The organism is Kitasatospora sp. NPDC088160 (genome assembly GCF_044741445.1).
Lineage (GTDB): Bacteria > Actinomycetota > Actinomycetes > Streptomycetales > Streptomycetaceae > Kitasatospora.
Genome location: NZ_JBIUSS010000040.1, coordinates 40,399 through 64,833, shown reverse-complemented (window position 1 = coordinate 64,833; position 24,435 = coordinate 40,399). Strand labels below are relative to the sequence as shown.

26 protein-coding genes and 1 pseudogene are annotated in these 24,435 nt (G+C 73.8%); 18 read left to right on the top strand and 9 right to left on the bottom strand.

Annotated features, from left to right (window positions below):
• Window positions 1–48 precede the first annotated feature (48 nt).
• Window positions 49–810: a protein phosphatase 2C domain-containing protein gene (locus tag ACIOGZ_RS39630; RefSeq protein ID WP_363585628.1), complete on the top strand. Its 762-nt coding sequence runs from the start codon at window positions 49–51 to the stop codon at window positions 808–810.
• A 128-nt stretch (window positions 811–938) separates the two neighbouring features.
• Here the strand turns inward: ACIOGZ_RS39630 and ACIOGZ_RS39625 are convergent, their stop codons facing one another.
• Window positions 939–3,170, bottom strand: coding sequence for a M9 family metallopeptidase (locus ACIOGZ_RS39625; RefSeq protein WP_363585629.1), 2,232 nt, complete (start codon window positions 3,168–3,170; stop codon window positions 939–941).
• A gap of 313 nt (window positions 3,171–3,483) precedes the next feature.
• Window positions 3,484–4,053: a DoxX family protein gene (locus tag ACIOGZ_RS39620; protein WP_363585630.1), complete on the bottom strand. Its 570-nt coding sequence runs from the start codon at window positions 4,051–4,053 to the stop codon at window positions 3,484–3,486.
• Window positions 4,054–4,236: 183 nt separating this feature from the next.
• Here ACIOGZ_RS39620 and ACIOGZ_RS39615 point away from each other — a divergent pair, with 183 nt between their 5' ends.
• A complete protein-coding gene (locus ACIOGZ_RS39615) occupies window positions 4,237–4,833 on the top strand; it encodes a TIGR03086 family metal-binding protein (protein WP_363585631.1) in 597 nt (198 codons plus the stop codon).
• A gap of 80 nt (window positions 4,834–4,913) precedes the next feature.
• Complete coding sequence (locus ACIOGZ_RS39610; protein ID WP_363631380.1) at window positions 4,914–5,435, top strand: hemerythrin domain-containing protein; 522 nt, start codon at window positions 4,914–4,916, stop codon at window positions 5,433–5,435.
• A 3-nt stretch (window positions 5,436–5,438) separates the two neighbouring features.
• Here ACIOGZ_RS39610 and ACIOGZ_RS39605 read toward each other — a convergent pair whose 3' ends face one another.
• Together ACIOGZ_RS39605 and ACIOGZ_RS39600 are read right to left on the bottom strand one after the other, a co-directional pair.
• Complete coding sequence (locus ACIOGZ_RS39605; protein WP_363585633.1) at window positions 5,439–6,227, bottom strand: VOC family protein; 789 nt, start codon at window positions 6,225–6,227, stop codon at window positions 5,439–5,441.
• A 120-nt stretch (window positions 6,228–6,347) separates the two neighbouring features.
• Window positions 6,348–6,929, bottom strand: coding sequence for a Uma2 family endonuclease (locus ACIOGZ_RS39600; RefSeq protein ID WP_363585634.1), 582 nt, complete (start codon window positions 6,927–6,929; stop codon window positions 6,348–6,350).
• A 237-nt stretch (window positions 6,930–7,166) separates the two neighbouring features.
• Here ACIOGZ_RS39600 and ACIOGZ_RS39595 point away from each other — a divergent pair, with 237 nt between their 5' ends.
• The 4 genes from ACIOGZ_RS39595 to ACIOGZ_RS39580 all read left to right on the top strand — a co-directional run bounded on the left by ACIOGZ_RS39595 (window position 7,167) and on the right by ACIOGZ_RS39580 (window position 11,841).
• Window positions 7,167–7,844 (top strand): TetR/AcrR family transcriptional regulator, encoded by a 678-nt coding sequence (locus tag ACIOGZ_RS39595; RefSeq protein ID WP_363585635.1) that lies wholly within the window; start codon window positions 7,167–7,169, stop codon window positions 7,842–7,844.
• 171 nt (window positions 7,845–8,015) lie between these two features.
• A complete protein-coding gene (locus ACIOGZ_RS39590; RefSeq protein WP_400989506.1) occupies window positions 8,016–9,545 on the top strand; it encodes an MFS transporter in 1,530 nt (509 codons plus the stop codon).
• 208 nt (window positions 9,546–9,753) lie between these two features.
• Window positions 9,754–11,364, top strand: a complete 1,611-nt coding sequence (locus ACIOGZ_RS39585; RefSeq protein ID WP_400811439.1) for a cytochrome bc complex cytochrome b subunit — start codon at window positions 9,754–9,756, stop codon at window positions 11,362–11,364.
• A 36-nt stretch (window positions 11,365–11,400) separates the two neighbouring features.
• Window positions 11,401–11,841 (top strand): PPOX class F420-dependent oxidoreductase, encoded by a 441-nt coding sequence (locus tag ACIOGZ_RS39580; RefSeq protein ID WP_363585638.1) that lies wholly within the window; start codon window positions 11,401–11,403, stop codon window positions 11,839–11,841.
• A gap of 105 nt (window positions 11,842–11,946) precedes the next feature.
• Here the strand turns inward: ACIOGZ_RS39580 and ACIOGZ_RS39575 are convergent, their stop codons facing one another.
• Both ACIOGZ_RS39575 and ACIOGZ_RS39570 read right to left on the bottom strand, forming a co-directional pair.
• A complete protein-coding gene (locus tag ACIOGZ_RS39575; RefSeq protein WP_363585639.1) occupies window positions 11,947–12,150 on the bottom strand; it encodes a hypothetical protein in 204 nt (67 codons plus the stop codon).
• Window positions 12,147–12,416 carry a DUF1876 domain-containing protein gene (locus ACIOGZ_RS39570; protein ID WP_063346968.1) on the bottom strand — a complete coding sequence of 90 codons (270 nt, stop codon included), beginning with the start codon at window positions 12,414–12,416 and terminating at the stop codon, window positions 12,147–12,149. Before ACIOGZ_RS39570 ends, ACIOGZ_RS39575 begins: the two co-directional genes overlap by 4 nt.
• A gap of 155 nt (window positions 12,417–12,571) precedes the next feature.
• Here ACIOGZ_RS39570 and ACIOGZ_RS39565 point away from each other — a divergent pair, with 155 nt between their 5' ends.
• The 9 genes and pseudogenes from ACIOGZ_RS39565 (at window position 12,572) to ACIOGZ_RS39525 (ending at window position 20,068) form a co-directional block, all read left to right on the top strand.
• Window positions 12,572–13,414, top strand: a complete 843-nt coding sequence (locus ACIOGZ_RS39565; protein ID WP_363631387.1) for a YndJ family protein — start codon at window positions 12,572–12,574, stop codon at window positions 13,412–13,414.
• Window positions 13,411–13,923, top strand: a complete 513-nt coding sequence (locus ACIOGZ_RS39560; protein WP_363631389.1) for a DUF1990 domain-containing protein — start codon at window positions 13,411–13,413, stop codon at window positions 13,921–13,923. The genes ACIOGZ_RS39565 and ACIOGZ_RS39560 overlap by 4 nt, the downstream gene beginning before the upstream one ends.
• A gap of 85 nt (window positions 13,924–14,008) precedes the next feature.
• Entirely contained in the window at window positions 14,009–14,749 is a 741-nt protein-coding gene (locus ACIOGZ_RS39555) for a hypothetical protein (protein ID WP_363585642.1), read from the top strand.
• Window positions 14,750–14,863: 114 nt separating this feature from the next.
• Window positions 14,864–15,265: pseudogene (locus ACIOGZ_RS39550) on the top strand (thioredoxin family protein); the annotation flags it as partial.
• Between the two features lie 154 nt (window positions 15,266–15,419).
• Window positions 15,420–16,154 carry an alpha/beta hydrolase gene (locus ACIOGZ_RS39545; RefSeq protein WP_363631392.1) on the top strand — a complete coding sequence of 245 codons (735 nt, stop codon included), beginning with the start codon at window positions 15,420–15,422 and terminating at the stop codon, window positions 16,152–16,154.
• A 157-nt stretch (window positions 16,155–16,311) separates the two neighbouring features.
• Window positions 16,312–16,530 (top strand): hypothetical protein, encoded by a 219-nt coding sequence (locus tag ACIOGZ_RS39540; RefSeq protein WP_363631394.1) that lies wholly within the window; start codon window positions 16,312–16,314, stop codon window positions 16,528–16,530.
• Window positions 16,527–17,969: an NAD(P)/FAD-dependent oxidoreductase gene (locus tag ACIOGZ_RS39535; protein ID WP_363585645.1), complete on the top strand. Its 1,443-nt coding sequence runs from the start codon at window positions 16,527–16,529 to the stop codon at window positions 17,967–17,969. Before ACIOGZ_RS39540 ends, ACIOGZ_RS39535 begins: the two co-directional genes overlap by 4 nt.
• A gap of 169 nt (window positions 17,970–18,138) precedes the next feature.
• Window positions 18,139–19,233 carry a WD40/YVTN/BNR-like repeat-containing protein gene (locus tag ACIOGZ_RS39530; RefSeq protein WP_400989504.1) on the top strand — a complete coding sequence of 365 codons (1,095 nt, stop codon included), beginning with the start codon at window positions 18,139–18,141 and terminating at the stop codon, window positions 19,231–19,233.
• 73 nt (window positions 19,234–19,306) lie between these two features.
• On the top strand, window positions 19,307–20,068 hold the full coding sequence (locus ACIOGZ_RS39525) for a GNAT family N-acetyltransferase (RefSeq protein WP_363631397.1): 762 nt from the start codon (window positions 19,307–19,309) through the stop codon (window positions 20,066–20,068).
• A gap of 62 nt (window positions 20,069–20,130) precedes the next feature.
• Here the strand turns inward: ACIOGZ_RS39525 and ACIOGZ_RS39520 are convergent, their stop codons facing one another.
• Complete coding sequence (locus ACIOGZ_RS39520; protein ID WP_363631399.1) at window positions 20,131–20,988, bottom strand: DMT family transporter; 858 nt, start codon at window positions 20,986–20,988, stop codon at window positions 20,131–20,133.
• Between the two features lie 74 nt (window positions 20,989–21,062).
• Between ACIOGZ_RS39520 and ACIOGZ_RS39515 the strand changes: the two genes are divergently transcribed.
• The gene (locus ACIOGZ_RS39515; RefSeq protein WP_363585649.1) at window positions 21,063–21,929 is read left to right on the top strand and encodes a MurR/RpiR family transcriptional regulator; all 867 of its coding nucleotides are present in this window, start codon (window positions 21,063–21,065) and stop codon (window positions 21,927–21,929) included.
• 66 nt (window positions 21,930–21,995) lie between these two features.
• On the top strand, window positions 21,996–23,042 hold the full coding sequence (locus tag ACIOGZ_RS39510; RefSeq protein WP_063346980.1) for a LacI family DNA-binding transcriptional regulator: 1,047 nt from the start codon (window positions 21,996–21,998) through the stop codon (window positions 23,040–23,042).
• A 70-nt stretch (window positions 23,043–23,112) separates the two neighbouring features.
• On the opposite strand, the gene ACIOGZ_RS39505 is transcribed toward ACIOGZ_RS39510, so the two are convergent.
• On the bottom strand, window positions 23,113–23,625 hold the full coding sequence (locus tag ACIOGZ_RS39505) for a GNAT family N-acetyltransferase (RefSeq protein ID WP_400989501.1): 513 nt from the start codon (window positions 23,623–23,625) through the stop codon (window positions 23,113–23,115).
• Window positions 23,626–23,783: 158 nt separating this feature from the next.
• Window positions 23,784–24,236, bottom strand: a complete 453-nt coding sequence (locus ACIOGZ_RS39500; protein ID WP_400989499.1) for a molybdopterin-dependent oxidoreductase — start codon at window positions 24,234–24,236, stop codon at window positions 23,784–23,786.
• Window positions 24,237–24,435: the final 199 nt, after the last annotated feature.

Sequence of the window (24,435 nt, the reverse complement as noted above, 5' to 3'; positions counted from 1 at the left end):
TATTCCCGCCCACAATTGAGGGGGGAGCTCCGGAAGGGCGGCGAACCGATGGCGACGTACATCGCGGTGAGCGCGCTGAGCCACGAGGGCCTGGTGCGGCAGCACAACGAGGACAGCCTCACGGTCGGGCCGTGGACACTCTGCGCCACCGTGACCGGCAACCCGCAGACCCTGCTGTTCCCGCTCGGCCCGCCCTGCGTGGTCGCCGTGGCGGACGGCCTGGGCGGCCACCCCGGCGGCGAGGTCGCCAGCGCCCTGGTGGCCCGCCGGCTGGCCGCCGACGGCACCGGACTGGACGGCGAGGAGGCCGTCCGGGAGGAACTCCAGGAGTGCAACCGGGCGGTGTACGCGGCCGCCGCCGGCGAACCCGAGCTGGCCGCGATGGGCACCACGGTGGCCGGCCTGGTACTGCTGCCCGACCGGGCGGTGGCCTTCAACGTGGGCGACAGCCGGGTCTACCAGGTCACCCCGGACGGGCTGCGCCGGGTGAGCGTGGACGACAGCCCGCCGCTGCCGCCCGGCCGGCGCACCACCTCGGTGGTCACCCAGACCCTGGGCGGCTCGCTCGGACTGACCTTCGTCGAGCCGCACGTGCGCGCCGCACCGCTGGCCGCCGGCGACCGCTACCTGGTGTGCAGCGACGGCCTGACCGACCCGGTGCCGGAGGAGGAGCTGGCCGCGCTGCTCGCCCGGCCGCACGACGGCTCCGACCGCGCCGACGGGAGGGCCGCGTTCGAGCTCTGGAAGGCGGCGATCGCGGCCGGCGGGCCGGACAACATCACCCTGGCGCTGGTCCGGATCGGCGAATAGGCCCTGTCACCGACCTCCGTGGTCAGTACACCTGGCCGCCGACGGGAACGGACCCGCCCCGGCGGGGCGCCGAAGCGCTCCGCCGGGGCGGTCACCTGTCCGTGTTCGGTCGCTCGACGAGCGTCCGGTCAGAGTTCGCTCGTGACGCTCACCCCGCTGAAGCCCTGCTGGGCGTAGAGGCTGAAGTAGACGTAGCCGGCCGGCGGGTTGGTGATCGTCAGGGTCTCGGAGTTGTCCGGCCCCGCCGAGTGCGCCGTGCTGGCGTCGGTGTACGCCCAGGAGGCCGGGTTGTAGTAGAGGTCGCCGTTGCCGGTGCCGCCGCTGGTGGTGACCTTCACCTGCTTGGTGCCGGCCGGCACCAGGAGGTAGAAGTGCGCGTAGTTGCCGGTGGTCGCCGCGATGTTGCTGCGGGCGCAGTTGGCGTCCAGCTTGCGGATGTCGGTGCCGGCGCACTCCGGCAGCTGCGGCTGGGTGGGCGTGCCACCGCCGGAGGCGCAGGCGCCGTTGGCGCACGCCGTCAGCCAGCTGTCGAAGCCGGCGTCGTAGCGGGTGCCGATGGTGGTCTTGAGCAGGGTGCGGGCGCCGGCCCAGTCGCCCGCGCGGTACTTGGCGAGGACGGAGTCCAGGTCGCCGCGGTGCTGCTCCAGCATGTAGCGGACGGCGAGGTAGCCCCAGCGGTAGACCCGGTCCTGGTCACCGTAGGCGGTGTCGAAGAGGTCGCTCAGCTTGTAGGTGTGCTGGGCGGCCGCCGCGATGGCGGCGTCGTTGGTCACCTTGCGGTACGAGTACGAGATGTACTCGGCGAAGCCCTCGACCCACCAGACGGTCGGGGTGGTCATGCCGGCGTTGAAGTCGCCGTACATGTCGAACCGGCCGTCGAGGTAGTGGGTGTACTCGTGGTTGAGGTTCCAGATCTCGAACGACGGGCGGGCCCACTCGGCCTCGTAGCAGAGGAAGCGCGGCTGGTTGCCGGCCTTGGCCGGGTCGCCCTCCAGGTACATGCCGCCGTTGTTGGTGTCGATGCCGTAGATGGCCGCGGCCAGCACCTGGTAGTCCAAGGAGGAGTGGAAGACCACGACCTCGATCGTGGTGTTGCTGTCGTCCTTGACCGGACCGTTGTCGCGCACCACCGAGTGGAAGTACGCGTCCTGGCCGGTGAGGCTGGTGCAGGCGGTGCCCAGCTGGGTGTTGTCCAGCGCCTGGGCGATCAGCTTGATGCTCGGGCTGCAGGTGTAGTTGACCGTCAGCACGCCCGCCTTGAGCTGGTCGGAGGCGTTGCAGGTGCCGTAGTAGGCGCAGTTGGCGGCGTCGTAGTAGCCGACCCCGTCCGCGACCGCGGCCCACTGGTAGACGGTGCGACCGTTCGGCGCGGACTGCGCGACCAGCGACTTGGCGAGCGGACGGACCTTGGGCTGGAGCGCCGTGTCCTTCAGGAAGCGGGTCAGCTCCTTGGCCGCGTTGTAGACCAGCACGCCGAAGTCGCCACCGAGCTGGTCGTTGTTGCGGGTCGCGAAGCCGGACAGCGCGTCCAGCACGCTCGGGTCGGCCTCGACCGCCGCGTCGAAGCCGGTCACCTGGTGGCCGCGGAACAGCACCGTGAAGACCGGGTTCACCGCCCAGGCCATGCCGGCCGGGTTCCAGGTGGCGCTGTTGTAGTCGTTCAGCAGCTGCTTGACCACCGGGAGGTAGCGGATGTTCTCCTGCGCGCTGTCGATCAGGGTGACGGCCTCGCCCAGGATGGGCGCGTTGCCCGCGGCGACGTCCCGCACGTGCGCGCCGCCGAAGAAGGCGTCCAGCCCGGAGCGGATCGCCGTCTGGAGGGCGGTGCCGTAGGTGCCGACGTCGTCCTTGTGGTACCACTGCGCGAAGTACCCGGCGCGCAGGTACAGCACCAGTTGCTCGACGGAGGTCGAGTTGTCGCCCGGGTAGCTGCCGGACGCGTCGCGCAGCGCGTACGCCACGGTGGTCATCTGCTCCTCACGGAACGCGCCCCTCGCGTCCGCGCCGGTGAGCTGGAAGAGCCCGTTGATGCACTGGATGTCGGCGGCCTTGATGTGCTGGACCAGGTCGCCGCCCGTCCGGCCGGTGAAGTCGCCGACATTGCAGGGCTGTGCGGCCGCCGCGCCGAGGGCGAAGGCCTTGGCGGTCGGCCGGGCCTCGGCCGGCCGAGTGTCGAGCGGGAGCGGGGCTCGCTGGTCGGCAGAGGCGAACTGCCGGTCGGTGTGGCCGCGTTCGGGGGCGCCGGCGGCGGGCTGCGGCGCCGGTCCGGCGGGGGTGGTGGGGGCGGACGCGCCGCCGCCGGGGGCGGCGGCGGGGGCGGCCTTGCTCTGCGGGGCGAACAGGCCGATCGTCAGGAACATGGTCAGGGCGAGTACTAACAGCCTTGCCAGCTGTGGGAGTCGCAGCAGACGCGCGGAACTCACGTGGGGGCCTCCGGGCCGTCGTCGGCCGCATTGGGGGTGCGGCCGGTGGGGTGGTGAGGACCGTTGGCGACGGCGCCTCGTGGGCGGCTCCGTCGTGCACACGGTGGGGAGTGTGACATGTACCATGGCACACATCACATGACGTTGGATAGCCCCGCTCATGTGAGCGATTGGCGGGGGAACGACGCAGGGGCCGTGATGGCGAATCGCCACCACGGCCCCTGCGTTTGGGGGTTGACGCCCCGCTCGACTACTTCCGCAGCAGCAGGATCACGCCGGCCGTCACCAGGCCGACCAGAACCGCCGCCGCGCCGTACGCCAGCCGGTGCGCGCGCAGCACCGGCAGGAAGCGGTCCACGGCGTAGCGGCCCGGGCCGGTCAGGGCGAGCGCGGCGGCACCCGCCGTGAGGAGCAGCTCGTACTCGCTGCCCTTCGGGGCGAAGAAGCCGCCGCCCCAGGTGACGGCGATCGCGTTGACCATCGTGCCGACGATCGCGGCGCCCGCCAGCGGGGTCAGCAGGCCGACGGCGAGGGCGAGTCCGCCGAGCGTCTCGGTGAGGCCCGCGACCACGGCCATGGCGTTGCCCGCCGGGTAGCCGCTCATGGTGAAGAACTGACCGGTGCCGTCGATCCCGCCGCCGCCGAACCAGCCGAACAGCTTCTGGCTGCCGTGCGCGGCCATGGTCAGGCCGAGGGCCAGGCGCAGGAGCAGGAGTCCGGCGTCGTAGGCGTGCGGGGAGGTCGTCGCGGAGTCGGGGGTCACCCGGCCCGGGAGGACGGTGGTGGTGGGGGCGGTCGTGCTCGGGCTGCTGCTCGGCATGCGCGTCTCCATCGATCGGGATCGGTCGTAGGGGTGTGGTGGCGCGGCCGGGCGGGTCGCCCCGCGACTGTTGTTCAAATTTGAACCGGCCACTCCTCGACCGTACCTTGGAGTTCGAATTTGAACAACTGACGCATCGTGGACAACTCGCGGGCCGGACCCCGCCCGGGGCAGGGTGGAGACATGGCTCAACGCAGGCAGCACCGGCGGACCGCGAAACCCGGCACGCCCTACCCCGAGGCCCTCGCCGCCTTCGGCGAACGCGTCCGGCTGATCACCCCCCGCCAGTGGGACGCCCCCACCCCGTGCGCCGGCTGGTCCGTCCGCGAGCTCGTCAACCACCTCACCGGCGAACAGCTGTGGATCCCCGAACTGCTGATGGGCGCCACCATCTCCGAGGTCGGCGGCCGCTTCGACGGCGACGTCCTCGGCGACGACCCGGTCACCACCTGGACGGAAGCCGCCGACGCCGCCCGGGACGCCTTCGCCGTCCCCGGCGCCACCGAACTCACCGTCCACCTCTCCTTCGGGGACGTCTCCGGGCAGTACTACCTGGACCAGCTCACCACCGACCTGGTCATCCACAGCTGGGACCTCGCCGAAGCCATCGGACGGCACACCCGGCTCCCGGCAGAACTCGTCGACTTCGCCCTCGGCGAGTTCGCCGGCTACGGGGACCTCTCCGGGAGCGGCCTGTTCGACCCGCCCCTGCCCGTCCCCGACGACGCCGGTCCGCAGACCCGCCTGCTCGCCCTCACCGGGCGGCGCGACCGGCCCTGACCTGCGGCGACCGGCGTGGTGCCGGACGCCGGATACTGGAAGGAGCGGGGGCCGCGATCCGTGCGAGAGGCGGGCACGCCATGAGCCGCAGGCCGGACATCCTCGGCGAGTTCACCGCCGACCACCGGGCGGTCACCGAGCTGCTCGACCGGATCGAGCAGGCACCCACCGGCGCCGCCGAGCGCACCGACCTGCTGGCCCGGCTGACCGACCTGCTGTTCACCCACTGCGCGGCCGAGGAGGAACACCTCTTCCCGCTCGTGCAGCACGACGTGCCGGACGGCGGGGCGCTGGTGTTCGGCAGCATCCACGAGCACCTGGCGATCGGGCAGTACCTCTCCGACCTCCAGGGGCTCGGCCCGGCCGACCCGGCCTTCGACACCCTGCTGCGCGGCCTCGCCGACACCCTGCGGCGCCACCTCGCCGTCGAGGAGAAGCAGCTCTTCCCGGCCGCCCGCAAGGCCCTGCCGGCCACCACCCGAGCCGCGCTCGGCGACCGGCTGCGGGCCGAACGCGCGGAAACCGCCGAAGACGCCGAAGACGCCGAGGCCACCGGGCCCGCCGAGGCAGGCACCGCCGAGGCAGGCACCGCCGAGCCGTGAGCCTCAGTTCTTCGGGCTGATCACCGCGAAGCGGCCGCCCTCCCGGTCCTGCAACCGGGCCACCCGCCCGTACGGGGAGTCGAAGGCGGCTCCCACCGCCGAACCGCCCAGCTCCACGGCCCGGGCCAGCGCCCGGTCCGCGTCCGGGACGGCGAAGGACACCTCCCAGTGCGGCGGCAGCCCCGCCGCACCGCCCGCCTGCTCCCGCGCCAGCGCGGCCACGCTGTGGCCCTCCGCCCGCAGCACCACCCGGTCGTGCTCCCAGCGGACGTCGAACCGCTCCGGGTCACGGCCGTCCCAGCGGAACACCTGCCCGTAGAACAGGGCCGCCGCGAACGGGTCCGGCGTGCGCAGCTCGATCCAGACCGGTGCGCCCGGCAGGTCCAGCCGCCGGGCCCGGCCCAGCGGGCCCTCCCAGATGCCGAACACCGCCCCGGCCGGGTCCGCCGCGAAGGCCACCCGCCCGGCGTCGAAGGCCAGCGGGCCCACCGCCAGGGTCGCGCCGCGCTCGCGCACCGCGTCGGCGGCCTCGTCCGCGCTCTCCGTACCGAAGTAGCTGGTCCACGCCACCGGCATCGCCCAGTCGCTGCCCGCGACCCCCAGCCCGGCCACCGCCTCCCCGCCGGTCACCGCGTGCAGGTACGGGCCGAAACGGTCCGGCCCCGGCTCGAACTCCCAGCCGAGCAGCGGCCCGTAGAACGCCTTCGCCCCCTCCAGATCCCGGGCCGTCAGGCTCACCCAGCACGGAACGGCCGCCACGCAGCGCACCTCGGCGGTCTCACCGCTGCCCATCGCGGACCTCCTCGCCACCCGGCCGCCGGGCCCCTCCCGACTCCCACGGCCCACCGGCCGCCCGGGACGCCCACAGCCTAGGCCGAAGGGCGTAGCGCGTTCCGGGAGGCATGGCCGGGATCAGCACACCCAGTTCTTGAGCGGCTCGGTGTCCAGCGAGATCCCCACCGGCTCGGGGAGGTGGACGGTCTTGCCGAACGGGAGGATCTGCGCGGTCTCGTAACGGACGCCGTCGGGCTGGCTGTAGACGGTGACCTCGGCGGAGTCGCGGTCGATCAACAGGTAGACGGGGATGCCGGCCTCCGCATAGGCCCGAGGCTTCTCGACACGGTCCCGCTGATTGGTATCGGAGTCGTAGGAGGTGACCTCGGCGACCATCAGCACGTCGCTGGTCTCGGCCCACTCCGCCGTGCCGACGAAGGCGTCTGCGTGCGCCAACGTGCCGTCCGGGCGGGCAAAACTGCCACGGTAGCCCTGGATCTTCAGCCCCTGATCGTGCAGATAGAGCTCAGGCCGAGCCTGAATGCAGATCCGCAGCAGCCACTGAATCATGCGGCCGTGGTCGCCGCCTGGCACGGGCTTGACCCCCAGCTTCCCGTTGATGAGCTCCGGCCGGATGCGTTCGGCAGTTCGAGCCAGAAGACGAGCGAACTCCTCGAACTCCTCGGGCAGCATCTGCGGGCGGTCGGAGATCGCGGTCACGGGCTTTCCTCCTTCGCCTGGGCACCCTGTGGGGCAACGAACACACCGGCAAGTGGTCACGGGCCATCTGGATTCCGACGATAGCGCCCACCGCCCGGCCCTCCCGGTCACACCAGAGCGGGTAAATGTGACCCAGGTCACATGGAAAGGCGAAATTTCCGGGGAAGGAATCCCCGTTTGGTCTTTCGTAGACAGAAGCGGGGAGAACTTCCCCGGTATCCTGAAGGAGCAGTCGCCGTGACCACCGCCGCCACCGAGCCGGTCCGACCCGTGGAGACCGTCCGTGCGCCCAAGCTGCGCGCTGACGCGACCCGCAACCGGGAGCGGATCGTCCTGGCGGCTCGCGACGCCTTCGTCGAGCACGGCGCGGACGTGCCGCTGGACGAGATCGCGAAGCGGGCCGGGGTCGGCAACGCCACGCTGTACCGGAACTTCCCGGACCGCTCGGCGCTGGTCCGCGAGGTGGCACTGCTCGTCAAGAGCCGTATCCTGGCCCTCGCCGAGACGGCGACGGTCGAGGCGGACGCCCCTGACGGCGTCCCGTTCGACGCCCTGCAGCGGTTCGCGCACGCGACCGTCGCGGAGAAGCTCGGCGCGCTCTGCCCGATGTTCACCAGCCATGTCGACCCGTTCGACCCGGACCTCACCGAGGCCCGCGAGCGTCTGACGGCCGCCGTGGGCGGTCTGATGGAGCGCGCCCGGGCGGCGGGTGAACTGCGGGCGGACGTCGACCACGGTGACCTGTTCATCGCGATCAGCCAGCTGACCCGGCCGCTGCCGGGGACGTCCTGCCAACTGCTCGACGACTTCGTCCACCGGCACCTGCAGCTGTTCCTGGACGGGCTGCGCACGCCGGCCCGTTCGGTGCTGCCCGGCCGGGCCGCAACCTTCGAGGACTTCCAACCCCACCACTGACCCACCAGCGGTACCCCGACCGACCGACCCGCCCTCCGGACCAGGCCGACCACCGGCCCGCCAGGAGCCGATCCCCGCACGCCCCGCACCGACGCCCCGTACGGCGACCAGCCGTCCCCGTACGGCGGTCGACCCTTGTCGCACGCCACGCACCGTGAAGTGAGTACCCCCATGCCTGAAACCGACGCCCGACCGGCGACGCTGCCCGATCCCCGGCGCTGGAAGGCGCTGATATTCATCGGCCTCGCCCAGCTGATGGTCGTCCTGGACGCCACCATCGTGAACATCGCCCTTCCGTCCGCCCAGCGGGACCTGGGCATCTCCGACGGCAACCGCCAGTGGGTGATCACCGCCTACGCGCTGGCCTTCGGCGGCCTGCTGCTGTTCGGCGGCCGGATCGCGGACCTCTGGGGCCGCAAGCGGACCTTCGTGGTCGGCCTGGCCGGCTTCGCCCTCGCCTCCGCGCTCGGCGGCGCCGCGGCCAACACCGCGATGCTGCTCGGCGCCCGCGCCCTCCAGGGCGTGTTCGGCGCACTGCTCGCCCCGGCCGCGCTGTCGCTGCTGGCGGTGACCTTCACCGAGGCCAAGGAGCGCGCCAAGGCCTTCGGCATCTACGGCGCGATCGCCGGTGGCGGTGGCGCGATCGGCCTGATCCTCGGCGGCCTGCTGACCGAGTACATGAACTGGCGCTGGACCTTCTTCGTCAACGTCCCGTTCGCCATCGTCGCCGCCGCGGGCGCCGTCCTGGTGATCCGCGAGCCCGCCGAGGGCCGCAACCGCAACCGGCTGGACGTCCCCGGCGTGCTGCTGGTGACCACCGGCCTGGTCTCGCTGGTGTACGGCTTCACCCGCGCCGAGTCCAGCGGCTGGACGGCCGCCAGCACGCTGGCGCTGTTCGTCGCGGCCGCCGTGCTGCTGACCGCGTTCGTCCTGGTGGAGCGCCGGGTCAAGGCCCCGCTGCTGCCACTGCGCGTGGTGCTGGACCGCAACCGCGGCGGGGTGTACCTGTCGCTCGGCCTGGCCGTGATCGGCATGTTCGGCCTGTTCCTGTTCCTGACCTACTACCTGCAGCTCGTGCGCGGCTACAGCCCGGTGCTGACCGGCGTCGCGTTCCTGCCGATGGTGGCGGGCATGATCACCGGCTCGACCCAGATCGGCGCCCGGCTGATGACCCGCGTCCCGGCGCGGTTCCTGATGGCCCCCGGCTTCCTGGTCGCCTCGATCGGCATGCTGCTGCTGAGCAACATCGGCCTGGACACCTCCTACCCGATGCTGATCCTGCCCGGCCTGGTCCTGATGGGCCTCGGCATGGGCACCGCGTTCATGCCGGCGATGAGCCTGGCCACGCACGGCGTCCAGCCGCGCGACGCGGGCGTCGCCTCGGCGATGGTCAACACCTCGCAGCAGGTCGGCGGCGCCATCGGCACCGCGCTGCTGAACACCATCGCGGCCAGTGCCACCACCAGTTGGCTGGCCTCGCACGCGACCGCCGCGGCGGCCGCGTCGCCGGCCGCCGCCCAGACCCTGCAGTTCCAGGGCATGGTGCACGGCTTCACGACCGCGATCTGGGTGTCCTTCGGGATCCTGGTGGCGGCCTCCGCGATCGCCTTCACCCTCGTGAACGCCGGTCGCCCGGACGCGGCGTCGGCGTCGGGTGCCGGTGCGGCGAAGAACGACGAGGTGCCGGTGCTGGTGCACTGACGCCTGCGGGTTGCTCGGGTGCGTACGCGGCCCGTCCGGTGTCCCCTTCCTGGGGCTCCGGGCGGGCCGCTCGCCGTTTCCGGGTCGACGGTTCCGGGGTCTGGATCACAGCGACCCCGGGTAGAAGTGGGGTCAGCTCCCCGATTATGGTGGCCCCAGCGAGAAGCGGGGAACTATCCCCACTTCCTTCCGACCGAGGTGCGTGCACATGACCCGGAATCAGAACCCAGGACGGGGGCGGCGGGCCGTCGACTGGGCGGACGGCCGGCTGGGGATCCACACCCTGGCCAGGGCCAACCTGCGCAAGATCTTCCCGGACCACTGGTCCTTCATGCTGGGCGAGATCTGCCTGTACACCTTCCTGATCATCATCCTGACCGGCGTCTGGCTGACCCTGTTCTTCAAGCCCTCCATGGGCGAGGTGATCTACGACGGCTCGTACGTGCCGCTCAAGGGCGTGCCCATGTCGCAGGCCTACGCCTCGACGGTGGACATCAGCTTCGAGGTCCGCGGCGGGCTGCTGATCCGGCAGATCCACCACTGGGCCGCCGTGGTCTTCGTCGCGGCCATGTTCGTGCACATGATGCGGGTCTTCTTCACCGGCGCGTTCCGCAAGCCGCGCGAGGTCAACTGGGTCTTCGGCTTCCTGCTGCTCTTCCTCGGCATGCTGGACGGCTTCTTCGGCTACTCGCTCCCGGACGACCTGCTCTCCGGCACCGGCATCCGGTTCATCGAGGGCGTGCTGCTGGCCATCCCGCTGGTCGGCACCTACCTCCAGATGTTCCTGTTCGGCGGCGAGTTCCCCGGGCACGACATCATCCCGCGGTTCTTCACCGTCCACGTGCTGCTCGTGCCCGGCATCATGCTCGGCCTGCTGGTGGCGCACCTGATCCTGGTCTTCCACCACAAGCACACCCAGTGGGCCGGGCCCGGGAGGACCGAGAAGAACGTCGTCGGCATGCCGCTGATGCCGGTCTACCTGGCCAAGGCCGGCGGGTTCTTCTTCCTGGTCTTCGGCATCGTCGCGCTGATGTCCGCCGTCGCCACCATCAACCCGATCTGGGCGTACGGCCCGTACCGCCCCGACCAGGTCTCCACCGACGCCCAGCCCGACTGGTACATGGGCTTCGCCGAGGGCCTGATCCGGGTGATGCCCGGCTGGGAGGTCGGGCTCTGGGGGCACACCCTCAACCTCGGCGTGCTGATCCCGTTCACGCTGTTCCCGGTGATCCTCGGCGCGATCGCGGTCCACCCGTTCATCGAGAGCTGGGTGACCGACGACAAGCGTGAACACCACCTGCTGGACCGGCCGCGCAACGCGCCCGTCCGCACCGCGCTCGGCGCCGCCTGGATCAGCCTCTACCTGGCGATGCTGGCCGGCGGCGGCAACGACCTCATCGCCACCCATCTGCACCTGTCGCTCGACACCATCACCTACGCGGTGCGGATCGGCTTCTTCGCCGTCCCGGTGGCCGTCTTCGTCATCACCAAGCGCTGGTGCCTCGGCCTCCAGCGCCGCGACCGCGACAAGGTGCTGCACGGACGCGAGACCGGCGTCGTCAAGCGCCTGCCGCACGGCGAGTTCACCGAGGTGCACGCCGGGCTCGCGCCCGCCGAACTGCACCGGCTCACCGCACACGAGCAGCCCCGCCCCCTCGAACTGCCGGCCCCCGTCGACGAGAATGGAGTCGCCCGGAGCGCGGGCGTGCTCACCCGCACCCGCGCCCGGCTGTCCCGCGGATTCCACGGCGAACACGCCCGGATCGCCAAGCCCACCGCCGAGGAGTACCGCGAGATCACCGAGGGCCACGGGCACTGACCCACGGCCCCGGTCCCCACGCCAGAGGGAGGACAGATGCACGACCGATCCGACCAGCTCGCCGACAACAGATACCTCCTGCTCACCACCTTCGGCGAGGACGGCACCCGCCAGGACTCGCAGATCTGGGTGGTGCCCGACGGCACGGCGCTCGGCGTCTGGACCCCGGCCCACTCCGGCGAGGCCGAACGGATCCGGCGCCACCCCCGGGTGCTGGTCGGCCCGTGCGACTCCCACGGGCGCCCGACCGGGCGGCCGGTGCCGGCCCGCGCACGGCTCTGCGACCCGGACGACACCGCCCGCTACCGCACCTCGCTGATCAACAAGTACGGCCTGACGGCGCTGATCGCCCTGGCCCGCAGCCGGTTCCGGGTCGGACTGGCCGGGACGGTCGGCATCCGGATCACGCTCAACGAGCTGGAGCAGCGGCTGGTCGGGCCCGAGTGGCAGCTGCCGACGACGTACTGCGTCAACTGACCCCGTCGGGCCACCTGATGACGCCGGGGGCAGGACCGGGCACGGACCGGCCCGGCCCCCGGCGCCGTTCGCGTGGTGAAGCGTTCGCGCTGCCGGGGAGCGCTGTCAGGGCCCGTCGTCCGGCGCCTTCGCCAGGTCCCCGGGTTCGCACGCCTCCCGGCCCGTCGCCACGTGCACGACCCTGACCGCCCGGTCGGGGCCGCCGGGCACGACCTGCTGTTCGTGCCCGCAGCGCGGGCAGATCAGCGGGATGCGCGGACGGTGCTCCCGGCCGCCGGCGTGGCCGCCGTCCGGGTGCGGGGCGCTCACGTCAACGGGTGGGTCGGGACCGGGCTGACCTCCTGGATCTCGCCGTGGGCCTTGGTGAGCAGCTGCGAGGCCAGGTCGTTGAGGGCTCTGGCCCCCGCGATCTCCTCGCCGACCCGCAGCTGTTCCGGGTCCGAGGGGTGGCGGCTGCTGTAGCCGTGGGCCCGTAGTTCCCTGCCGTCGCGCAGCCGCAGCATGGCCGCGGCGGTCGTGCGCGGGCCGTCCTCGCGGAACTCCATCTCGATGTGCCAACCGACCAGAGTCTGCATGGCGGATCACCTCCATCGGTTACTCCTCCAGAGTGCGCCGCACCCACCGTGAACACCAGGGCAGGCGGACCGGGGGCGAGTTGAACGCGTTCAACTCTGCGGCGTAGAGTCGTCGACGACCAAGATTTGAACGCGTTCAAGGAGGCGCTTCCGGCATGGGCAAGGGCACGACGGAGCTGGTGAACCTGCTGGTCCTGCTCGGTATGGGCGCCGTCGTCCCGCTCGGCCTCGCCCTGATCGGCGAACCCGGCCTCGCCCGCGTCCGCCGGCTCTGGCCGCTCGCCGCCGTCCCCGGCGCGCTCTCGCTCTGGCTCCCGCGCGGCGGCCTCGCCACCGGCAGCGCCGCCCTCTACGCGCTCGGCACCCTGGCCGTCGCCCTCCACGCACCGCTGCGGCTGCGCCGGACCCGCTCGCTCGCGCCCGCCGAACTCGCCGTCCTCACCGCGCTCGCCGCCCCGGCGGTGGCCGGCACCGCCCTGGTCGCCGAGCGCTCCGGCTACCCGCTGTTCGACTTCGAACCACACGTCCTGGCGCTGACCGTCCCGCACTTCCACTACGCCGGATTCACCGCCGCCCTCGTCGCCGGGCTGGTCTGCCGCAGCACCCGGGCGGGTTCCGGCGCCGCCCGCTGCGCCGCGCTCAGCGTGCCGGCCGGGACGCTGCTGGTGCTCGCCGGGTACTTCCTCGGCACCTGGGTCCAGTTCGCCGGGGCCTGCGTGCTCACCACCGGGATGTGGCTGGTCGGCCTGGTCACCTGGCGCGACCTGCGGCCGCGCGCCGCCGACCCGGTCACCGCCCGGCTGCTCACCGCCTCCTCGGCCGTCCTCGCCCTCACCATGCTGCTCGCCCTGTGGTGGGCCCTCGGCCAGGCGTCCGGGCTCCCCCACCCCACCCTGGCCTGGATGGCCGCCACCCACGGCGTCGGCAACGCGCTCGGCTTCGCGCTCTGCTCGCTGCTCGCCTGGCGCCGGATCACCACCGCGGAGGACCACCGATGACCGACCTCAGCTACCCGGAGCAGGGCGCCAGCGCCACCGGCCACCTGCCCGGCGGGTACCGCCACCTGCGCCACCGGGCGCTCGTCGGCCGGGGCCGCCCCGCCCTGGAGGTGGCCGGGGCCGCCCTGCTCGGCTGGCGGATGCACCGGCTGGCCGGCGTGCGGATCGACGCCGACGCGGACCAGGCCGCCCCCGGCGTCGCCGTGCACTGCGCGATCGGCGTCGGCCCGCTCCGGGCCGGCGCCCCCAACCGGGTGCTGGCCACCGTCGACGGCCCGGACCGGTACGGCTTCACCTACGGCACCCGGGCCGGCCATCTGGCCCGCGGCGAGGAGACGTTCCTGGTCGAACTGGAGGCGGACGGGGCGGTCTGGTTCAGCGTGACCGCCTTCAGCCGTCCGGTCGCCCGGTACGCCCGGCTGGCGGGGCCGCTGCTGCCGCTCGCGCAACGGGCCTTCGCCCGGCGCTGCGGCCGGGTCCTGGCCCGGATCGCGGCGGACGCGGGGTAACGCCTTGGCCCGACGGGCGGGCCGTCCGACATGATCACCCGGTGATGCGCACACAGTCGGCCCCCGACGTCACCGCGGGGCAGCCGTGACCAGCTTCCTGACCCACCGGGCCCGGGTGCACGACGAGCGGCTGCCGGCGCGCCGCCGGTTCAACGCCCTGCGGACCTGCCTGACCTGCTTCGCGCCGTACGGCTTCCGGGCCACCTACCACCACCTCACGCTCAGCGCCCGGATGCCCCGGCTGCTGGAGGCCGACCCGGACTCGCTGGTGCGGGCCGTGGAGGAACTGCACGAGGCACGGGTCCTGTGGCTGGCCGGGGCGCAGGAGTACGCGGCGCGGCGCCGGGCGGAGAAGCGGGCCGGGCGGCGGCAACCGCCCGAGCCGGTGTGGTGGAACCGCCCCTGGTGGGGCGCACCGGACGCGGCCTGGCGGGCGGACCCCTTCCTCCACCCGCCGCTGCGGCTGCCCGACTACGTCCGTCGGCAGAACGCGCTGCTGGACGGCGCCGAACTGCCCGGCTGCCCGGCCTGCGGGGACGAGGAGCCGGTGCTGTCGCGCTCGACCGGCCACGGCCTGGCCGAACTCTGCCGGACCTGCGCCTGGGTGCGACAGCCGTGCCCCTGCGGACGGTGGCACAGCTTCGAGCCCGCCCTGCGGGTCGGCTGGAACCGCATCTGGCAACGGCAGCACCTGATCGGCGACGGCACGCCGAACCCGCGCTGGCCCGGCGTGCAGGGGCCGGCCCGGGTCGAGCGGCTGGCGGTGTACGAGGTCTCCCGCCCGTGGGGTTTCCGCTCCGCACGGTGTGTGGCGCCCGGGCGCTGAACCGGCGCGGGCAGCTGCCGGCAGAGGCGGCCACCGGCGCGCGGCCGCGGAATACCCCGTCGGGGCGCGCGGTTGTCGCGAGCACGTGATCGGTAGCGCCGCCTCCGGAAGGGAAGGAATCGCGAGATGAGCAGCACGGTCGAGCTGACCAAGGAGAACTTCGACGACATCGTCCCTGGTCCGGAGGGCCAGGACTTCGTCCTCATCGACTTCTGGGCCGGGTGGTGCGGGCCGTGCCGCCAGTTCGCCCCGGTGTACGAGAAGGCGGCCGAGCGCCACACGGACCTCGTCTTCGCCAAGGTGGACACCGAGGCGCAGGTGGAGCTGGCCGCCGCGTTCGGGATCCAGTCGATCCCCACGCTGGCGATCATCCGTGAGGGCGTGCTCGTCTTCTCGCAGGCCGGTGCGCTGCCGGAGTCGGTGTTCGAGGACCTGATCGGCCAGGCCAGGAAGCTGGACATGGCCGAGGTGAAGCGCAAGGTGGCGCAGGAGCAGGCGGCCGGGGGCCAGGCCTGACCCGCCCGGGCGTCCGGGTGTCCGTTCGTCCGAGGGCCCGGGGAGTCACGCTCCCCGGGCCCGGCCGCTCGGAAATCCGGACGAAGTCCGGCCGGGGTCGGTCCTAGAGTCGTCCGCGACGGAGATCCCGCCCGACCGCGAGGAGCGACCCACCATGAGCACGTTCGTACTGGTCCCCGGTTTCTGGCTCGGCGCCTGGGCCTGGGACGAGGTCGCCGCGCCGCTGCGCGCCGCCGGGCACACCGTCCACCCCGTGACCCTGCCCGGGCTGGCGGAGCGCGCGGGCGAGGCCGAGCCGATCGGGCTGGCGGAGCACATCGCCGCGCTGGCCGACCTGCTGGTCCGCGAGGACCTTTGGGAGGTGGTGCTGGTCGCGCACAGCGGTGCCTGCGCCCCGGCCGGCGGTATCGCGGACCGGATGCCGGAGCGGATCCGCCGGGTGGTCTACCTGGACAGCGGCCCGATGATCGACGGCGGTTCGCTGTACGACCTCTGGCAGCCCGACCACCGTGCGGCGGCCGATGCCTCGGTGGTCGACGGCCGCCTCCCGATGCCCTCCTGGGCCGACCTCGCCGCCGACGGCGCCGACGTGGAGGGCCTGGACGAGGCCGCGCTCGCCCGGATCCGCGAGCGGGCCACCCCGCACCCGGCCGGGGCGTACCGGGACCGGCTGCGGCTGACGGGCGCCTCGGCCGCGCTGCCGCAGGCGCTGGTGACCTGTTCCTTCCCGCTCGCCCAGGTGCAGGCGATGATCACGGCCGGGCACCCGTGGTTCGCCGGGCTCGACGGGCCGAACTGGGAGCTGCGCGAACTGCCCACCGGGCACTGGCCGATGTTCTCCCGCCCGGCCGACACGGCGGCGGTGCTGGCCGAGCTCGCGGCGCTCTGACCCGCCCTCGGCTCCCACCCGCCCTCGACTCGGGCCCGTCGGCGGGTTCGACTGCGCGAAGCCCCGCCGGCGTCGCAGGATGGGCACGGCGCCGGGCACGCGGCCCGGCGCCCGTCCGGCCGGGGGCCGGATCCCACGGGAAGGCGAGCCCCTGCGGATGCACGCGGAGCGCGAGAAGTGGCCGCCGGAGGCCGTTCGGGTCAGGCTCGGGTACGAGACGAACGGCAGCCGCGGGCCGACCTCCCGGAAGGTCGCCCTCACCGGCGCGCCGGCCGACGCCCGGCGCGCCCGGCTGCTCGACGTCCGCGACCACACGCCCGTCACCCTGGCCCTGCGGGCCGGGGTGGCCATCGACACCACGGAGGACCGGGTATGACCAGCAGCGCCGAGGAGTACGACGTCATCGTCCTGGGGGGCGGCCCGACCGGCGAGAACGTCGCCGACCGGACGGCCTCCGCCGGGCTGCGCACGGTCGTCGTTGAGGCCGAACTGGTCGGCGGCGAGTGCTCGTACTGGGCCTGCATGCCGAGCAAGGCGCTGCTGCGCCCGGTGGCCGCGCTGGCCGAGGCCCGCGCGGTGGCGGGCTCCCGGGAGGCGGTCGGCGGCAGGCGGCTGGACCCGGCCGCGGTGCTGGCCCGGCGGGACTCCTTCACCTCGCACTGGAACGACGACGGCCAGGTGCAGTGGCTGCGGGACGCCGGCATCGAGCTGGTGCGCGGCCACGGCCGGCTGGCGGGCGTGCGGACCGTCACCGTGGAGGCCGAGGACGGCACCGAACGGGTGCTCACCGCCCGGCACGCCGTCGCCGTGTGCACCGGCAGCCGTCCCGTGCTGCCCACGGGCGTGCCGGGGCTGGCGGAGGCCCACCCGTGGACCAACCGGGAGGCGACCGCCGCTCCGGCCGTGCCCGGGCGGCTGGCGGTGGTCGGCGGCGGCGTGGTCGGGGTGGAGCTCGCGACCGCCTGGCGGGCGCTCGGCTCCGAGGTGGTGCTGCTGGTGCGCGGCGACCACCTGCTGCCGCGGATGGAACCGTTCGCGGGCGAGCTGGTCGCGGAGGGCCTGCGCGAGGCCGGGGTGGACCTCCGGTTCGGGACGGAGGCCACCGCGCTGGAGCGGGCGGACGGCGCCGGGCCGGTGGTCCTGACGCTCGGTGGCGGCGAGCGGCTGACCGTGGACGAGGTGCTGTACGCGACCGGACGGGCCCCGCGCACCGCCGACGTCGGGTTGGAGCAGGTCGGGCTGAAGCCGGGCGGCTGGCTGGAGGTGGACGACAGCTGCACCGTGCTCGGCGTCGACGGCGAGTGGCTGTACGCCGCCGGGGACGTCAACCACCGGGCGCTGCTCACCCACCAGGGCAAGTACCAGGCCCGGATCACGGGCGCGGCGATCGTGGCCCGCGCCCAGGGGCGTGCGCTGGACACCTCCCGCTGGGGCGCGCACGCCGCGTCGGCCGACAGCGCGGGCGCGCCGCAGGTCGTGTTCACCCATCCGGAGGTCGCCGCCGTCGGACTGACCCTGGCGGCGGCCGAAGGGGCCGGTCTGCGGGTCAAGGCCGTCGACCACGACTTCGGCGCCGTCGCCGGGGCCTCGCTGTACGGCGACCACTACCGCGGCCGGGCCCGGGTGGTCTTCGACCTGGACCGCGAGGTGCTGGTCGGCGCCTGCCTGGTCGGCCCCGGGGTCGCCGAACTGCTGCACTCGGCGACCGTCGCCGTGGTCGGCGAGGTGCCGATCGACCGGCTCTGGCACGCCGTGCCCTCCTACCCGACGATCAGCGAGGTGTGGCTGCGGCTGCTGGAGGGCTGCCGGGGGTGAGCCGGGCGGGTGAGCCGGACGCACGGGTGAGCCGGACGCACGGGCCTTCCTGGTGAGCGGGCCTTCCGGGTGATCGGGCGCGGCGAGATGTGGCCACCGGTGGACGGCGGGACACTGGGCGCCGGGGGCCGTCCCGGGGGGCCGTACTCGTCACCAGGTGGTGTGGGGCATGACCGAAGTGCTGTTGGCCGTCGGAACCGAGAAGGGCCTCTTTCTCGGCCGCAGCCGCGACCGGCTGGACTGGGAGTTCAGCGGGCCGCACTTCCGGATGAACGCGATCTACTCCGTCTCCATCGACCGCCGCGACGGCCGCACCCGGTTGCTGGTCGGCGCCGACAGCAGCCACTGGGGGCCTTCCGTCTGGCGCTCCGACGACCTCGGCGCCACCTGGTACGAGCCGCCGCGGCCGGCGATCCGCTTCCCCGAAGCCACCGGCGCCTCGCTCACCAGGGTCTGGCAGCTCCAGCCGGCCGGCCCGGAGGCCCCCGGCGTCGTCTACGCGGGCACCGAGCCCGCCGCGCTGTTCCGCTCCGAGGACGGCGGCGAGACCTTCCGCCTGGTCGAGTCGCTCTGGAACCACGCGCACCGGACCGACTGGGGCGCCGGCTACGGCGGCCAGGGCCTGCACACCGTCGTCACCGACCCCCGCGACCCGCAGCGGCTGCTGGTCGCCGTCTCCACCGGCGGCGTCTACCGCAGCAAGGACGGCGGCGACAGCTGGGAGCCCGCCAACACCGGTCTGCGCGCCGAGTTCCTCCCGGAGGAGGGCCAGTACCCCGAGTTCGGCCAGTGCGTGCACAAGATCGCCCCCGACCCCGTCGACCCCGACCGGCTGTACCTGCAGAACCACGGCGGTGTCTACCGCAGCGACGACTGGGGCGCGAGCTGGCGCTCCGTCGCCGACGGACTGCCCGCCGCGTTCGGCTTCGCCGTCGCCGCCCACCCGCGCCGGGGCGACACCGCCTACCTGTTCCCGCTCAGCGGCGCGGACGACCGCATCCCGCCCGACCACCGTTGCCGGGTCTTCCGCACCACCGACGGCGGCACCAACTGGCAGCCGCTCGCCGACGGCCTGCCCGGCGAGGACCACTACGGCATCGTGCTGCGCGACGCGCTGCGCACCGACGACGCCGAACCGGCCGGGATCTACTTCGGCAACCGGACCGGCGACGTCTACGGCAGCCACGACGAGGGCGAGAGCTGGTCGTTGCTGACTTCCCACCTGCCGGACGTGCTCTGCGTCCGCGCCGCGGTGGTGGCCTGACAATTCGGTTGCCCCCGGGAGCGCTCTCGTCGACCATGACAGCGGACGAACGACCGTACGAATGGGGCTTGGTGTGACCGAGACGGATTTGATGATCGGGCGTAACGGCGAGGGCGTACCGGTGGTGCGCTACCTCCCGGGCGAGCGGGAGGGCCGGCCCTGGGCCGACCTGCTGGAGGTGGTGGACGAGACCGGCGGCATCGACCCGGTGGAGTTCGTGCGCACCGAGATGGCCGGGTGGGTGGTCTCCGGGACGCCCGAATTCGGCCTCGCCCTGCTGGAGCACGGCGCCACCGTGCTCCGGCACGCCCACGCCATGCGGCGCGACCTGGTCGCCGACCCGCCGCCCGCCGACTGGACCGGGGCCCCGCTGCACGGCGGCCTGCGGGCCGTGCCCTGCGACCGCGCGCCCGAGGACCTGTTCGAGGCCTGGCGGGCCGCGTTCGCCCCGGGGCACCCGGACCACTTCGCGGGCGACGACCGGCAGGCGCTGGCGGAACGGATCGCCCCGCTGCTCGCCGGCGAGGTCATCGGGCCGGTGCTGCCGTCCAGCCTGCTCGCCGTGGACGCGCAGGACCGGGTGGTGGCCGGGATCGTCCTCACCGACCGCGGCGGCCTGCCGTGGATCGCCGACGTCTTCCGGCACCCGGAGCTCGGCTACCGGGGCCTCGGCGCGGACCTGCTGCGCCGCGCCCTCGCCGACGCCGCCGAACGCGGGCTCGTCGAGGTGCAGTTGGCCGTCACCGACGGCAACCCGGCCCGCCGGCTCTACGAGTCCCTGGGCTTCGAGCTGCTGAGCACCGCGCTGACCGTGATCGTGCCGGAGAAGGGCTGACGGCCACCGGGCCCTGTCCGGCCGGTCTCGGGGGGATCGGCCCGCGATCGGCCGGACAGGGCCTACGGCCGGGCCAGCTCCAGGACGGCTATCCCGGCCAACACGGTGAGGCTGGCGCTCAGCCGCAGACGGCCGAGCCGCTCGCGGAACACCACGGTGGCGATCAGGGCGGCGATCACGATGCTCGTCTCGCGCAGCGCCGCGATCGTCGCCAAGTCCCCCCGGGACTGCGCCCACACCACCAGGCCGTAGGCCGTCAGCGAGAGCACGCCTCCCGCGATCCCCACCGGCACCACCTTGCCGACCCCGGTCAGCAGCGAACGGCCGCGCCGGGCCCAGGCGATCAGCGCGAGCGTCGGCCCCTGCAACAGGAACAGCCAGGCCACATAACCGCCGACCGTCCCGGCGTGCCGGACGCCGCTGCCGTCCAGCACCGTGTAGACGGCGATCATCACGCCCGTCCCGGCGGCGGCCCCGAGCGCGGGCAGTTGCGCCCGCCCCGGGACGCCCTTGGCGAAGGCCAGCCCGATCAGGCCGCAGGAGATCACCACCACGCCCAGCAGCTCGCCCGCGCCCGGGTGCTGACCGAGCACGGTGGCCGACAGCAGGGCCACCAGCAGCGGCGCCGAGCCGCGCGCGATCGGGTACATCTGCCCGAAGTCGCCCAGCTGGTAGGCGCGTAGCAGCAGGACCGTCGACGTCGTCTGGACGGCGACCGAGGCCAGCAGGTACGGCCAGGACGAGGCCGCCGGCAGCGGGTTGAGCAGCACCAGGGCGAGCGCGCACGCGGTGTAGGTCAGGTTGATCAGCGCGAAGCCGACCAGCTTGTCCGCGATCCGGTGGGCCAGGCCGTTCCAGACAGCGTGCAGCCCGGCCGCGGCGAGCACGGCCACCGGCACGGCCGGCACGATCTCGGACATGGCGAAGCTCCCCTCCGACGGCCTTCCGGCGATCCGGCACGGCCTGGAACCGAATTCCACGCTACCCTAGCGCCATGGAAGGACATTCCGACATGACGCCCCTGGAGTCCCAGCTCGCCGCGCGGATCCGGGCCCGGCTCGGCGACCTGCGCGGCGCCGAGGCGCGGGTGGCCGAGGTGGTGCTCGACCGGGGCGCCGGCCTGGTGCACCTGAGCGTCAGCGACGTCGCCGCACTGGCCGGCACCGCCCCCTCCTCCGTGGTCCGGGCCTGCCAGCGGCTCGGCTTCCGCGGCTACCAGGAGCTGAAGATCGCCGCCGCCCGGCACTCCCCCGCCACGGCCCCGGCCCCCGCCGACGACGCGCGCGACCCGGCCGCCCGGGCCCTCGCCGACACCCTGCGGGCCGCCCGCGCGGCCCTGGACGGGATCACCGCCACGCTCACCGCCGACGACCTGCGGGCGGCCGCCGAGGTGCTGGCCGGCGCCGGCCAGGTGGTACTGGTCGGCTCCGGACTGTCCGGCGCGGTGGTACTCGACCTCGCCTACCGGCTGCGCGCGCTCGGCCTGCGCGTCGACGCCCCCGCCGACCCGCTCACCGCCCAGCTGGCCGCCGCCCAGCTCCCGCCCGGCGGCGTCTGCTTCGCGGTCAGCCACGGCGGCGCCACCCCGCTGGTGATCGACGCCGCGCGCCGGGCCCGGGCGGCCGGGGCGGCCGTGGTCGCGCTCACCAGCTACGCCCGCTCACCGCTCACCGAGACGGCCACCCACACCCTGGTCGCGGGCGGGCAGGACCTGGTCTTCGGCCTGGAGACCACGGCCAGCCGGCTCGCCCACCTGGCCGCCGTCGACGCGCTGGCCCAGACCCTGCTGGCGCTGCGCGGGCGACCCGCCGAACAGGCCCTCGGCCTCTCGGCGGACATCACCGCGGACCACACGTACTGACCGCGGCGGGCGTCCGGCGGCGACGGCAGCCCGGAGCCGTCGGAGGCGCTGTGTAGGCTCGCGGGCATGGCGAGGGTGACACGGGACGATGTGGCGCGGGTGGCGGGGACGTCCACGGCGGTCGTGAGTTATGTGATCAACGACGGGCCGCGGCCGGTGGCGCCCGCGACCCGGGCGCGGGTGCTCGCGGCGGTCGAGGAGCTCGGCTACCGCCCCAACCGGGTCGCCCAGGCGATGGCACGGCGGCGGACCAACCTGCTCGGCATGGTCGTGCCGGACGCCCGCCAGCCGTTCTTCGCCGGGCTCGCGCACGCCGTCGAGCAGGCCGCCGCCGACCACGGCCGGCTCCTGCTGATCGGCAACTCCGACTACGTGGACGAGCGCGAGGCGCACTACATCCGCGCGTTCCTCGGCATGCAGGTCGACGGGCTGATCCTGGTCACCCAGGACCCGGCCACCCCCGGGCTCACCGGCTTCGACGTGGGCGACGGCACCTCGGTCGTGCTGCTGCACCACCGGGCGGAGACCGCCGACGGCGTCGCGGTGGTGGCGGACGACGAGGGCGGCGCCCGCGAGGTGGTCCGGCACCTGCTCGGGCACGGCCACGCCGAGGTGCACTGCTTCGGCGGCACCCTCGCGCTCAGCCCGCACGACCCGGTCACCGGGCGGACGGCCGGCTGGGCCGCCGCGCTGGCCGAGGCCGGGCTGGCGACCGAGGGGCGGCTGGTGCCGGCGCCGTTCGACCGCGTCCGGGCGCACGCCGAGGCGCTCGCCCTGCTGGCCCGGCCCGACCGGCCGTCCGCCGTGTTCTGCACGACCGACGACCAGGCGATCGGCCTGCTGCGGGCCGCCGACGACCTGGGCATCCGGGTGCCGGAGCAGCTCGCGGTGGCCGGTTTCGACGACATCGCCGAGGCGGTGATCGCCGGCCCGGCGCTGACCACCGTCGCGACCGCGCAGGACGAGATGGCCCGCGCCGCGGTGGACCTGGTCCTCGGCGGGGCCGAGCGGCGCTCCACCGGCGCGCGGACCTTCCCGGCCCGGCTGGTGCTGCGACGCACCTGCGGGTGCCCGGCGCCGGAGCGGGCGACCGCGGGCGCAGCCGCGATCTGACTCCGCGTCACGCGCGCTCCGGTTCGGTCGAGGCGCTGCCGGGCCGCCCACCACCGCGCGGGCGCACCGGTCAGCGGAGTTCGTCCGCGAGGAGGTCCATCAGCAGGTTGTCGTGCCAGGTGCCGTCCGGGCCGCGCTCGTACTGGCGCATGGTGCCGACGGAGCGGAAGCCGACCTTCGCGTAGCAGCGGATCGCGGCCGTGTTGTCGGCCGCCGGATCGATGATCAGCCGGTGGTAGTGGTGGTGGTCGACGAGGTGGCGGGCCAGCGTGCGGACGGCGTCGGCGCCGAGGCCGACGCCGTGGACCTCCGGGTCGAGGTAGATGTCGATGCCGGCGTGCCGGTACTCGTCGTCGTTGTTGGCGTACCACTGGATGGCGCCGACGATCTTCCCGCCCACCTCGACGGCGAGGGTCTCGGTGTCGGGCTCCTCCAGGTCGCTGGCGACGGCGTCGGCGAGGTCGTCACCGCCCCGCCAACGGGCGAACACCTCGGGCGTGCCGCGGATGGCCGCGAGCGCCGGGATGTCGTCGGCGTCGGCGGTGCGGAGGGTCACCAGGGTGCCGTGCAGAATCGTCCCCATATGGGGCATGTTGGCACGGAAACAGGCATCCGGCGAGCTGTTTTCCGGTATTCCCCGCGATCGACCGCACCCCCTCCGAGCAGCGACGATGCTCCACCGCGAAGCACTCGCCGAGAGCGGGCCCCGGGGCGGGGCCAAGGCCCGCCCGCGGCCGGGGCTCAGGCCTCCGGTTCACCCAGCGGGCCGAGCCACACGGCCGTGACCCCGCTGACGTAGCGGGCGCCGCAGTGGTCGTCGGGGACGACGAGCTGCGGGCCGGCGGCGTCCAGCGGGGCGCCGTCCATGCTGGTGGCCAGCAGGATCCGCTGGCCGCCGAAGTCGGGGTCGATCTCGGCCCAGGAGACGACGGCCCGGTGGCCGTCCGCGCCGCTGACCGACAGCAGGAAGCGCAGCCGCTGCTTGCGGCCGGAGAAGTCGATCCGGGGCCGGGCCGCGCGCAGCACGTCCCAGAGCGCGGGCCCCTCGTAGTCGTGCCGCTGCTCGCCCTCGGCCAGGCAGTCGAAGCTGACCTCGACGCGGTGCGCGGGGAGGGCACGCAGCTGGTCGACCGACAGCTCGGCGGGCCGGTCGAAGTGGCCGTGCAACCGGACGGTGGGGCTCGACGGGGTCATGGCGCTCCCTCCTCCCGGGCCGCGCCGCCGCGACCCGGGAGGGGGTTACCCGAGGGAGGGCCCGGGCATTCGCAGCTGCGGCACCGAAAGGATGATTTCAGCGGTATCTGCGATGGGTGAAGCCGCTTACCGCCAGCAGCTGCGATGGCACGGGCGGGCATGTCCGAGGAGACGGCTCGACGCGCCCCGCACCGGCGGA

Coding starts and splice junctions, on each gene's coding strand:
- ACIOGZ_RS39630 (WP_363585628.1), top strand. CDS start 49: ATGGCGACGTACATCGCGGTGAGCGCGCTGAGCCACGAGGGCCTGGTG.
- ACIOGZ_RS39505 (WP_400989501.1), bottom strand. CDS start 23,625: ATGGGGACGATTCTGCACGGCACCCTGGTGACCCTCCGCACCGCCGAC.
- ACIOGZ_RS39535 (WP_363585645.1), top strand. CDS start 16,527: ATGACCAGCAGCGCCGAGGAGTACGACGTCATCGTCCTGGGGGGCGGC.
- ACIOGZ_RS39580 (WP_363585638.1), top strand. CDS start 11,401: ATGCACGACCGATCCGACCAGCTCGCCGACAACAGATACCTCCTGCTC.
- ACIOGZ_RS39620 (WP_363585630.1), bottom strand. CDS start 4,053: ATGCCGAGCAGCAGCCCGAGCACGACCGCCCCCACCACCACCGTCCTC.
- ACIOGZ_RS39565 (WP_363631387.1), top strand. CDS start 12,572: ATGGGCAAGGGCACGACGGAGCTGGTGAACCTGCTGGTCCTGCTCGGT.
- ACIOGZ_RS39605 (WP_363585633.1), bottom strand. CDS start 6,227: ATGGGCAGCGGTGAGACCGCCGAGGTGCGCTGCGTGGCGGCCGTTCCG.
- ACIOGZ_RS39530 (WP_400989504.1), top strand. CDS start 18,139: ATGACCGAAGTGCTGTTGGCCGTCGGAACCGAGAAGGGCCTCTTTCTC.
- ACIOGZ_RS39610 (WP_363631380.1), top strand. CDS start 4,914: ATGAGCCGCAGGCCGGACATCCTCGGCGAGTTCACCGCCGACCACCGG.
- ACIOGZ_RS39510 (WP_063346980.1), top strand. CDS start 21,996: ATGGCGAGGGTGACACGGGACGATGTGGCGCGGGTGGCGGGGACGTCC.
- ACIOGZ_RS39545 (WP_363631392.1), top strand. CDS start 15,420: ATGAGCACGTTCGTACTGGTCCCCGGTTTCTGGCTCGGCGCCTGGGCC.
- ACIOGZ_RS39500 (WP_400989499.1), bottom strand. CDS start 24,236: ATGACCCCGTCGAGCCCCACCGTCCGGTTGCACGGCCACTTCGACCGG.
- ACIOGZ_RS39585 (WP_400811439.1), top strand. CDS start 9,754: ATGACCCGGAATCAGAACCCAGGACGGGGGCGGCGGGCCGTCGACTGG.
- ACIOGZ_RS39560 (WP_363631389.1), top strand. CDS start 13,411: ATGACCGACCTCAGCTACCCGGAGCAGGGCGCCAGCGCCACCGGCCAC.
- ACIOGZ_RS39625 (WP_363585629.1), bottom strand. CDS start 3,170: ATGTTCCTGACGATCGGCCTGTTCGCCCCGCAGAGCAAGGCCGCCCCC.
- ACIOGZ_RS39615 (WP_363585631.1), top strand. CDS start 4,237: ATGGCTCAACGCAGGCAGCACCGGCGGACCGCGAAACCCGGCACGCCC.
- ACIOGZ_RS39570 (WP_063346968.1), bottom strand. CDS start 12,416: ATGCAGACTCTGGTCGGTTGGCACATCGAGATGGAGTTCCGCGAGGAC.
- ACIOGZ_RS39520 (WP_363631399.1), bottom strand. CDS start 20,988: ATGTCCGAGATCGTGCCGGCCGTGCCGGTGGCCGTGCTCGCCGCGGCC.
- ACIOGZ_RS39590 (WP_400989506.1), top strand. CDS start 8,016: ATGCCTGAAACCGACGCCCGACCGGCGACGCTGCCCGATCCCCGGCGC.
- ACIOGZ_RS39540 (WP_363631394.1), top strand. CDS start 16,312: ATGCACGCGGAGCGCGAGAAGTGGCCGCCGGAGGCCGTTCGGGTCAGG.
- ACIOGZ_RS39515 (WP_363585649.1), top strand. CDS start 21,063: ATGGAAGGACATTCCGACATGACGCCCCTGGAGTCCCAGCTCGCCGCG.